The sequence below is a fragment of the Sphingomonas sp. Leaf38 genome (assembly GCF_001421825.1).
GTDB lineage: Bacteria > Pseudomonadota > Alphaproteobacteria > Sphingomonadales > Sphingomonadaceae > Sphingomonas.
On sequence record NZ_LMLD01000012.1, the window covers coordinates 271,880 to 282,691 of the forward strand.

A 10,812-nucleotide genomic window follows, 5' to 3' on the forward strand; every position below is an offset into this window, starting at 1 on the left:
CAAAAGAAACCAATCCGGGTGGATTGTCGCCGCACGCGATTGATCGGGCATCGCGCACCGCATCCGGCCCCCGCCCCGCCTTGGTGATCACCGGATGACCGTGTTTGTTTCCCGTCGTCTGGCGCACGCCGGGGATGATGCCGCTGCCCCGAGTGCACTTTCGCAAGCTTTGCCCCGCTAAGGATGGTTCCGATGTACGCGCCGCTCCCCACTGCTGAACGTCGTGCGCAAAGCCGCCCGCGCAGCCTGCCCTTGCGCGCGCTGTTCGGGCTGACCGAAGACGATCGCGATCAGGTGAGCGATCTGTTGGTGGCAAAGCTGGCGCAGGTCGCGGCAGTCTGGCCGTTCACGCTGGCGATCCAGGTCGTCGCTTGCGCCTTGCTGTTCGCGCTGGCCGCGGTCGATGTCACGCGTGTCCCCGGACGGATCGGCGGGATCGCGATACATGCAGGCGTTCTCGCGATCGGCTCGCTGCTGGTGTTCGCGACCGTCCGGCTGCCGGCGTTCGGCGCACTGGCCGCACACAAGCGCAATCAGATCGTCACGCTGTGCGCCGCCGCGTTGGCCGCGACGCTGACGTCGTTGCTGTGGGCGATCACCTCGGCTCCCGACGGCCCGGTCCAGTTCGCCAGCGCGATCGCCGTCGGCGGCGTGCTCGGCATCACCGCACTCAGCCTCCACCCGATCCGCGCCGCCGCGCTGGGTTTCAGTGCGGCGCTTGTCGCGACGCTCGCGATTCTTGCCGGACCGTGCATCCCGGTGGCGATCGCACTGGTGTTTCTGGGCTGCCTGGTCGCCGCGATCATCAGCCTGGCGCGGATCGATCACGCGCTCGAACTCGACCGCGCGACTGCGTCGATCGAAGGGCGTATTGCGGTCAAGATGATCGCCGAGTTCGAGGATCATGGCGCAGGCTGGTTCTGGGAGGCCGACCGCCAAGGTCGCGTCACGTATTTGTCGGCCAAAGTCGCGCACGATCTCGCACCCGGCGGCAGCGCGGTCGGCCGGTCGCTGCCCGAGCTGTTCCGGATGGATAGCGACGCCCCCGGCACCGAACGCACGCTCGCCTTCCACATCTCGTCGCGGACGTCGTTCGCGGACTATTCGGTATGCGCCGCGGCGGCCCCCGATAGCGAACGCTGGTGGTCGATCTCGGGCCGGCCGGTGGTCGACGATCTCGGTCGGTTCCAGGGCTTCATCGGCTCGGGCAGCGACCTGACCGAGAAACGCAAGTCGGAGGCGGAGATCACCCGGCTCGCGCTGTTCGACGGGCTGACGGGGCTCGCCAACCGCCAGCGGATGCGCGTCTCACTCGACAAGACGCTCGCACAGAATACCGGCCCCTACCGTGCAACGTCGCTGTTCCTGATGGATCTCGACCGGTTCAAGGCGGTCAACGACACGCTCGGTCACCAAGCCGGCGACACGTTGCTGCAACAGGTCGCGCAGCGATTGCAGCGCGGGGTCGGCGATGCCGGGCTGGTCGGACGCCTGGGCGGGGACGAGTTCAAGGTCGTGCTGCCGGGGATCGACAATCGCGACACGCTGGCGGCGCTCGCGCGCGATCTGATCGCGTCGCTGTCGCAGCCCTATTTCATCAGCGGGACCGCGGTCACGATCGGCTGCTCGATCGGCGTCGCGATCGCCCCCGACGATGGGGCCACGTCCGAAACGCTGGTGCGCAACGCCGATCTCGCTCTGTATGCCGCCAAGGGTGATGGACGCGGCGTCCACCGGTTCTTTTCCGACGATATGCTGGCCGGCGCCCGCACGCGCAAGCTGCTCGAAGACGATCTGCGCGTCGCCGTTACCGAGGGTGCATTCCATCTATGTTATCAGCCCGTCGTCAGCACCAAGACGGTGCGGATCGTCGGCTACGAAGCGCTGATACGCTGGAACCACCCGACGCGTGGATTGGTCTCGCCGGCCGACTTCATCCCGGTGGCGGAGGAATGCGGGCTGATCGAAGCGATTGGCGAATGGGTCCTGCGCACCGCGTGTATCGAGGCCGCGCGCTGGCCCGACACGATCCGCGTTGCGGTCAACGTCTCGCCGATCCAGTTCGCCAATCCGGTTCTCCCGGCGCTCGTCACCAGTGCGCTCGCACAGTCGGGGATCGCGCCAGGCCGGCTCGAACTCGAGATTACCGAGGGCGTATTCCTCGACGAGACGCGCTCGTCCGAACAGATGTTCAAGGCTCTCAAGGGCCTCGGCGTACGGCTCGCGCTCGACGATTTCGGCACCGGCTATTCGTCGCTCGGCTATCTGCGCAACGCGCCGTTCGACAAGATCAAGATCGACCAGTCGTTCGTGAAGGGCGCTGCCGAACCCGGCAACCGCAACGCCGCGATCATCAAGGCGATCGTCACGCTCGCCGACACGCTCGGCATGGAGACAACCGCGGAAGGCGTCGAGATCCAGGACGAGATCGACCTGTTGCGCAATCTCGGCTGCACGCACATCCAGGGCTATGTCTATGGACGCCCGATCCGCGCCGAGGAGGCACTCGTGCAACTCGGCCTCGAGAACGGCACGGCGACCGCAAGCGGCTTCAAGGTCAGCCGCGCACCGCGGACCAAGATGCTTCGCTCGGCCCGGATCCTGATCGGAGGGGTTCGCGGTGATGTGCGCATCCGCGACATCTCGACCTCGGGAGCGATGCTCGACGGGCTCAGGATCGACGGTAATCCCGATGGCGTCGAGCTGCAGATCGAACTGCTCGAAGATCAGATGATCCCCGCCCGTGTCCGTTGGGCCCGCGACGGCAAGGCGGGAATCGAGTTTCACGAGGCGTTCAACCTGGAGCGGTTGAATCAGGGCCAGGCTTCGCGCATCCGCCGCGTAGGGTGAGACGTCGCCTCGCGCGCCCCGTCGGGGAGGGAGAGGCGAAGATACGCGTCGGCGCCCGCGCGGAACCAACCACCCGCCAGCGCAGTCTTCCCCACATGAATAATCCTCCGATCAAGGCGCTCGCGTTCGACGTGTTCGGTACCGTCGTCGACTGGCGCTCCGGGATCGCGCGCGACGCCGCGCCGGTCCTTGCGCGCCTCGACCGCAGCGACATCGACCCGCACCGCTTCGCGGATGGCTGGCGCAAGCGGTATCAGCCCGCATTGGAAGAGGTGCGCAGCGGCCGGCGTCCGTTCGTCATCCTCGACACGCTCCACCGCGAGGCGCTCGAAGACCTGCTCCGCCATCACGCGATCGATCCCGCCACGCTCGACGAAGCCACGCTCGCCGACCTTACGCATGCCTGGCATCGCCTCGACCCCTGGCCCGATTCGGTCGCGGGCCTGACGCGGCTCAAGGCCAACGTCCCGATCGTCACGCTCAGCAACGGCAACATCGCGCTGATGCTGGCAATGGCCCGGCGCGCCGGTCTTCCCTGGGATGCGATCCTCGGCGCCGAAGTCAGCCGTATCTACAAACCGCTCCCCGACTCCTATCTGAGCACCGCGCGCATGCTTGGTATCGAACCCGCCGAGCTCTGCCTCGTCGCTGCGCATCACAGCGATCTCGCCGCCGCCCGCGCAGCTGGCTTGCAGACGGCCTATGTGGATCGGCCGTTGGAGTATGGCGGTCGTCGCGCGCCCGATGCCGATGCGGCGCAGGACTGGGAATATCGGGTCGACAGCCTCACTGCGCTTGCCGACATCCTGGGCGCGTGACCTGCAAACGCGCCGTTCGCATGGTGGATAAGGCCCCCACCATTCGCTATCGGATCGCGCCGAACGACGCGCGCGCAAGGACCTGAGATGACGGACGCCGATTTCCTGACCGGTGGCGGCGACATGGCCGCGATGATCCGCACGCACGACTGGTCGCGCTCGCCGCTTGGCCCGCCCGCGCGCTGGCCACAGTCTCTGCGTTCGATCGTATCGTTGATGCTCGCCTCCGAATTCGCGATGTGCGTGGCGTGGGGGCCAGAGCTCGGCTTCCTCTACAACGATCATTACGCGCGCATCCTGCACGATAAACATCCAGCCGCGCTGGGCGAGCCGTTACCCGAGGTCTGGGCCGAACTCTGGTCCGATATCGGCCCGCTGGTCGACCGCGCTCTCACTGGCAAGGCCTCGTATTTCGAGAATCTGCCGCTCGTCACGAATCGGAAGGGGTATGACGAGCAGACCTGGTTCACCTTCTCCTATTCGCCGGTCCGCGACGAAAGCGGCGCGGCGGCCGGCTTGTTCTGCACGACATATGAAAGCACCGAAAGCGTCGTCGCCGAGCGCGCCTTGCGCGACGAACGCGAGCGGATGGGGCAGATGTTCGCCCAGGCGCCGACCTTCATGGCGATGCTGCGCGGGCCCGAGCACCGCTTCGAACTGACCAATCCCGGCTACGACAAGCTGATCGGCCACCGCCCGGTGCTGGGCCGCACGGTCGCCGAGGCATTGCCCGATGCCGTCGAGCAAGGGTTCCTCGACCTGCTCGACAGCGTGTTTTCGACAGGCGCCCCCTTCACCGCGACGGGCATGCTGTATGCGGTCCAGGCCGAGCCGGGCGGTGCAGTTGATAATCGTTATGTCGATTTCGTCTACCAGCCGATCCGCGACGCAAGTGGCGCGGTCGTCGGGATCTTCGTCGAAGGCGCCGACGTCACCGATCGCAAGCGGCTCGAACGCGACCTGCAGGCGCTCAATGCCGATCTCGAACAGCGCGTCCGCGATCGCACGCAGGAATTGATCGAGGCTCAGGAAGCGTTGCGCCAGGCGCAGAAGATGGAGGCGGTCGGCCAGCTCACCGGCGGCATCGCGCATGATTTCAACAACCTGTTGCAAGGCATCACCGGCAGCCTTGAGATCGTCCAGCGCCGCGTCGCGCAAGGACGGATCACCGAACTCGATCGCTTCATCCAGGGTGCGACCACCGCAGCCAACCGCGCGGCATCGCTGACCCACCGGCTGCTCGCCTTCTCACGCCGCCAACCGCTCGATCCGCGCCCGGTGCAGGTCAACGCGTTGGTCGCCTCGCTCGAAGACCTGCTCCGCCGCACGACCGGCGAGCAGATCGATTTCGAGATGGTGCTCGCTCCGGGGCTATGGACCACGCTCTGCGATCCGCACCAGCTCGAGAACTCGCTGCTCAATCTGGTCATCAACGCGCGCGACGCGATGCCCGACGGCGGCAAACTCACGATTGAAACCTGCAACGCGCATCTCGACGATCACTTTGCCGCCAGCGGGCGCGACGTCCGGCCCGGCCATTATGTCTGCATCTGCGTGTCCGACACCGGCACGGGCATGTCCGCCGACACGATCGCCAAGGCGTTCGAGCCATTCTTCACCACCAAGCCGATCGGCCAGGGCACCGGGCTCGGGCTGTCGATGATCTACGGTTTTGCACGCCAGTCGGAGGGCTATGCAAAAATCTATAGCGAGCTCGACCATGGGACGACGATCAAGGTCTATCTTCCCCGCCATCATGGCGTGGCGGAGCAGGGCGAGGCGCTCCCGAGCCTGACCCAGGACCAAGGTACCAACGCGGGCGAGATCGTGCTCGTCGTCGAGGATGACGGGGTCGTCCGGTCGCTGATCGTCGACGTGCTGGCAGAGCTCGGTTATCAGGCGGTAGAGGCGCATGACGGGCCCGCAGGGCTCGAGCGGTTGCGCACGATGGAACGCGTCGACCTCCTCGTTACCGATATCGGCCTGCCCGGGCTCAACGGCCGTCAGGTTGCCGACGCAGGCCGGGTGTTGCGTCCCGGACTCCGCGTGCTGTTCATGACCGGCTATGCCGAGAATGCAGCGCTCGCGTCGGGCTTCCTCGAGCCGGGCATGTCGATGATCACCAAGCCGTTCTCGATGGAAGCGCTGGCGATGCAAATCCGCACAATCACCGAAGGATGAGACAGCGCCGATTGCCACCACCCCAGGATCACCACCTCCCCAGGATCACCACGACCCCGGCCTCCGCCGGGGAGGTGCAGTAGGGATGGCGGTGGTGGATTGAACGTGGCGTGGACATGATCCTCCCATCCCGTTCCCCCGCGCAAGCGGGAGCCCAGGACTCAAGCAGGGCGGCGCGCGTGCCCCCTGGGCCACCGCTTCCGTGGGGGAACGAGAAACGGCATCGCGCCGCTATACCGGGCACCGCCCCCTCGCCCAAACCAAAGCAACATTTGCCATCTTCCCCGCGTAAATAATTTTTCGTTCCCGCTTCGTCCCCTTGCACATCGCGAACCCCGCGGAAGTCCACGCGTCGCGAATCTCGCCGCTGCTCAACCCCGCGACGAACACGACGAACCGAGCCCCGGACACCCCCCGCACCCCCTTGCGTCTCTGCGCGGTTTGGCACAATCTCTTGGGGTTGCGTTCGGGGGCGGACCCAATCGCTGGTAGAACAACCCTCGCATAGTCCTATGCGATATGACCGTAAGCGCGCCTTCCACCGCCGCGATGGTCACTTTTTGTTCTCCCGTTCGGGGCCGTCCGATGGTAGCATGGCAACATGACGCCGATTCGAACGAATACAGAACACTAGGAGCGGTTTCGATGGATTTCAGAGACAGCAGCCGGGATAGCGACATGACCACAGACACGATCGACCAAACAGCCCCCGCCATCGAAGCAGAGGCCCCCAAGGCACCGCGCCAGGCGCAGGACAGCCACTCCGTGCGCGCGCAGATCTACCCGGTCGAGGTCGATCACAGCCGCGACGCGCTGCTGACCGAATTCGGCAAGGACACGCTCAAGGACCGCTATCTGCTCCCGGGCGAGAGCTACCAGGACCTGTTCGTCCGCGTCGCGTCGGCCTATGCCGATGACGCCGGCCACGCGCAGCGCCTGTACGACGCGATCTCGAAGCTCTGGTTCATGCCCGCCACCCCCGTTCTCTCGAACGGCGGCACCGGCCGCGGCCTGCCGATCTCGTGCTACCTCAACTCGGTCCCCGACAGCCTCGGCGGCATCGTCGACACCTGGAACGAGAATGTCTGGCTCGCCTCGCGCGGCGGCGGCATCGGCACCTATTGGGGCAACGTCCGCGGCATCGGCGAGCCGGTCGGCCTCAACGGCAAGACCAGCGGTATCATCCCGTTCGTCCGCGTCATGGATTCGCTGACGCTCGCCATCTCGCAGGGCTCGCTGCGCCGCGGGTCGGCTGCGGTGTATCTCGACGTCTCGCACCCCGAGATCGAGGAATTCCTCGAGATCCGCAAACCCTCGGGCGATTTCAACCGCAAGGCGCTGAACCTGCACCACGGCGTGCTGATCACCGACGACTTCATGGAAGCCGTCCGCAACGGCGAGGAATGGCATCTCCGCTCGCCCAAGGACCAGGCGATCCGCGCCACCGTCGACGCGCGCTCGCTGTTCCAGAAGCTCGTCGAGACGCGTCTCCAGACCGGCGAGCCGTACATCGTCTTCGCCGACCACGTGAACAAGGCGATGCCGAAGCATCACCGCGAGCTCGGCCTGAAGGTCTCGACCTCGAACCTGTGCTCGGAAATCACGCTGCCGACCGGCAAGGATCACCTTGGCAACGAGCGCACGGCCGTCTGCTGCCTGTCGTCGCTGAACCTCGAGACGTGGGATCAGTGGAAGGACGAGAAGGGCCTGATCGAGGACGTCATGCGCTTCCTCGACAACGTGCTGCAGGACTATATCGACCGCCACGAGCCCGGCATGGAACGCGCCGCCTATTCGGCGGGCCGCGAGCGCTCGGTCGGCCTCGGCGTGATGGGCTTCCACAGCTTCCTCCAGGCGCGCGGCATCCCGTTCGAGGGCGCGATGGCGAAGTCGTGGAATCTCCGCATGTTCAAGCACATCAGCAGCCAGGCGAACGAAGCCTCGATGCAGCTCGCGATCGAGCGTGGCCCCTGCCCCGATGCCGCCGATGTCGGCGCGATGGAGCGGTTCAGCTGCAAGATGGCGATCGCCCCCACGGCGTCGATCTCGATCATCTGCGGCGGCACGTCGGCGTGCATCGAGCCGATCCCCGCGAACATCTACACGCACAAGACGCTGTCGGGCAGCTTCTCGATCAAGAATCCGTATCTCGAAAAGATGCTGAGCGAGAAGTCGAAGAACTCGGACGCGGTCTGGAACTCGATCCTCGAACAGGGCGGTTCGGTCCAGCATCTCGATTTCCTCTCGGTCGAGGAGAAGGACTGCTACAAGACGTCGTTCGAGATCGACCAGCGCTGGCTGCTCGAGCTCGCCGCGGATCGCACGCCCTATATCGACCAGGCGCAGTCGCTGAACCTGTTCATTCCGGCGGACGTGGAAAAGTGGGACCTGCTCATGCTCCACTTCCGCGCGTGGGAGCTCGGCATCAAGTCGCTCTATTACCTCCGCTCGAAGTCGGTGCAGCGCGCCGGGTTCGCGGGCGGCGTCGAGGCGGACAACACGATCGACCTGCGCCAGATCGACGTCGAGTCGAGGGATTACGATGAGTGCCTTGCCTGTCAGTAAGGCCCTTCGCTGCGGCCTGACGCAACGAACCCCGGCCCGCGCGAAGCGGACCGGGGTTCGGGCAGTCTCGGCGGCGCGTACCGAACGCGCCGCTGAAGGCTCAGGCCTCTTCTTCGAACGTCACCGCCACGTCGGCGTTGGCCGAAAGGCGGACCTTGCCGTCCTCGATATCCGCAACCAGCCCGAGCGAGATGAAGTGATGATGCCCTTCATGGCTGCCCGTGCCCTCGACGACCTGCGCGCCGGAGTCCTTCTTGGTCAGCTTGATGCGGTTGCCTTCGACCTTGTCGACGGTGCCGACATGGACGCCGTCCGCACCGATGACTTCGGCATGTTCCTGAATCTGGGTTGCATCGACCATGGTCGTTCTCCTGTGTTGGGTTCCGTCGCTGAACGCACGCCATGCGAGTTGGTCGCATGACATATGGTTCAGCTATCATGTTCGCGGTCGCAACCGTGCTCGGAATCGTCGGCATCGTAATGCTGTTCCGCTTGCGCAGCGACACCGTCACCGAACGGCAGACCTATGCGTTCAGGATGATCGGCATCATGCTCACCTCGGGCGCGATCGTGCTCGCGATGTCCGCCGCCGCGATGTGGCAGTGGAGCACCGAGATATGACGCACCCCACCTGATCCCACCAGTTTCACGTATTTAAGACATTTCCCGAAAGGCTTACCCCATGTCCCTCCTTCACGCCTCCAAGCAGTACAAGCCGTTCGAATACCCCTGGGCGTTCGAATTCTGGAAGCGCCAGCAGCAGCTCCACTGGCTCCCCGAGGAAGTGCCATTGGGCGAGGATTGCCGCGACTGGGCGCAGAAGCTCAGCGATCACGAGCGCAACCTGCTCACGCAGATCTTCCGCTTCTTCACGCAGGCCGATGTCGAGGTGCAGGATTGCTACCACGAGAAATATGGCCGCGTGTTCAAGCCGACCGAGATCAAGATGATGCTGACCTCGTTCAGCAACATGGAGACGGTCCACATCGCCGCCTACAGCCATCTGCTCGACACGATCGGCATGCCCGAGAGCGAGTATGGCGCCTTCCTCGAATATGCCGAGATGAAGGAAAAGCATGATTACATGCAGAATTTCGGCGTCGAGAACGACCAGGACATTGCGCGCACGCTCGCGATGTTCGGCGGCTTCACCGAGGGCGTCCAGCTGTTCGCGTCGTTCGCGATGCTGATGAACTTCCCGCGCTTCAACAAGATGAAGGGCATGGGCCAGATCGTCACCTGGTCGATCCGCGACGAATCGCTGCACTGCGAGGGCATCATCAAGATGTTCCACACCTTCTGTGCGGAGCGTCAGTGCCTCACCAAGGCAGTCAAGGACGACATCGCCGACGTCTGCCAGACGACGATCCGCCTCGAGGACAATTTCATCGATCTCGCCTTCGAGATGGGCCCGGTCAACGGCATGACCCCCAAGGAGATCAAGAAGTACATCCGCTTCATCGCCGACTGGCGCATGACGCAGCTCGGCCTGAAGCCGATCTACATGATCGACGAGCACCCGCTGCCGTGGTTGGCCCCAATGCTGAACGGTGTCGAGCACGCCAACTTCTTCGAACAGCGCGCCACCGAATATTCGAAGGCCGCAACCAAGGGCCAGTGGAACGACGTCTGGGACTCGTTCGACAAGCGCCAGACCGCGAAGAAGGGCCCGGCGGCGAATATGGACATGAGCGAAGTGCGCGACATGTTCAGCGATTCGGTCGCGGCCGAGTAAAAGCCTGTGGACCTACAAACGTCCCCTTACGACGCGAGAGAGGTCAGCAACTACGTCCTGAAACTAGCAATGGATTCGGGACGTAGCTTGACTCAGATGAGTTTGCTCAAGTTAATTTTTTATGCTCACGGCTGGTATTTGGCATCGAAGCATAAGCCTTTGTTTAAGCAACCTGTTGAAGCATGGGAGCACGGCCCCGTTGTAAAGGTTGTTAGGGACGCCTTCAAAGAATTTGGGAAACGGCCGATCGATCGCTTTGCGGAGCGCCTAGATCTATCTTCAGGAGAGCTAATTCCTATTGGATACAATCTTTCCTTAGAAGATCAGATATTTGTTGCCGACGTATTTGGTATTTACGAAAACAAATCGGCATTTGAGCTATCCGATATGACCCATGAAAAAGGCAGCCCATGGGATAAGGTTTGGAATACAAAAGTTACGGTCGGCCGTCTCGGCCTGCGAATTAGAAATGAAGATATAGAAGAATATTTCAGCGTTTTGCAACGTCGCGGAACAATCCATTAAGGAGATAATAGCTTGGCTAGCCTACTTTTAATGAATTTTCTCGACGTAGCTCGATGCTTAGGCGATGAGCCGCTGAATGCTCGTCCAGAAAATATTGCTTCATTTATGAAGCGCGAGTTTCGACCCGGCGGGGGCGGG

At 63.7% G+C, this 10,812-nt stretch carries 8 protein-coding genes; 7 read left to right on the forward strand and 1 reads right to left on the reverse strand.

Translation table 11 applies throughout. The features are described from left to right. Positions 1 to 192: 192 nt before the first annotated feature. From ASE88_RS16805 to ASE88_RS16825, 4 genes are all read left to right on the forward strand, one after another. The gene (locus tag ASE88_RS16805) at positions 193 to 2,850 is read left to right on the forward strand and encodes an EAL domain-containing protein (RefSeq protein ID WP_082466617.1); all 2,658 of its coding nucleotides are present in this window, start codon (positions 193 to 195) and stop codon (positions 2,848 to 2,850) included. 95 nt (positions 2,851 to 2,945) lie between these two features. Then, positions 2,946 to 3,668, forward strand: coding sequence for a haloacid dehalogenase type II (locus ASE88_RS16810; RefSeq protein ID WP_055881421.1), 723 nt, complete (start codon positions 2,946 to 2,948; stop codon positions 3,666 to 3,668). An 87-nt stretch (positions 3,669 to 3,755) separates the two neighbouring features. Continuing rightward, positions 3,756 to 5,849, forward strand: a complete 2,094-nt coding sequence (locus ASE88_RS16815; RefSeq protein WP_056480089.1) for a PAS domain-containing sensor histidine kinase — start codon at positions 3,756 to 3,758, stop codon at positions 5,847 to 5,849. A 645-nt stretch (positions 5,850 to 6,494) separates the two neighbouring features. Next, a complete protein-coding gene (locus tag ASE88_RS16825) occupies positions 6,495 to 8,414 on the forward strand; it encodes a ribonucleoside-diphosphate reductase subunit alpha (protein WP_056480096.1) in 1,920 nt (639 codons plus the stop codon). 100 nt (positions 8,415 to 8,514) lie between these two features. On the opposite strand, the gene ASE88_RS16830 is transcribed toward ASE88_RS16825, so the two are convergent. After that, positions 8,515 to 8,775 (reverse strand): DUF2171 domain-containing protein, encoded by a 261-nt coding sequence (locus tag ASE88_RS16830; RefSeq protein WP_056480099.1) that lies wholly within the window; start codon positions 8,773 to 8,775, stop codon positions 8,515 to 8,517. A gap of 77 nt (positions 8,776 to 8,852) precedes the next feature. On the opposite strand from ASE88_RS16830, the gene ASE88_RS16835 reads away from it, so the two are divergent. The 3 genes from ASE88_RS16835 (at position 8,853) to ASE88_RS18490 (ending at position 10,674) form a co-directional block, all read left to right on the forward strand. Continuing rightward, positions 8,853 to 9,035 carry a hypothetical protein gene (locus ASE88_RS16835; protein WP_235527989.1) on the forward strand — a complete coding sequence of 61 codons (183 nt, stop codon included), beginning with the start codon at positions 8,853 to 8,855 and terminating at the stop codon, positions 9,033 to 9,035. A gap of 61 nt (positions 9,036 to 9,096) precedes the next feature. Further along, complete coding sequence (locus tag ASE88_RS16840) at positions 9,097 to 10,149, forward strand: ribonucleotide-diphosphate reductase subunit beta (protein WP_056480105.1); 1,053 nt, start codon at positions 9,097 to 9,099, stop codon at positions 10,147 to 10,149. A 96-nt stretch (positions 10,150 to 10,245) separates the two neighbouring features. Then, the gene (locus ASE88_RS18490) at positions 10,246 to 10,674 is read left to right on the forward strand and encodes a Panacea domain-containing protein (RefSeq protein WP_162233428.1); all 429 of its coding nucleotides are present in this window, start codon (positions 10,246 to 10,248) and stop codon (positions 10,672 to 10,674) included. Positions 10,675 to 10,812 lie beyond the last annotated feature (138 nt).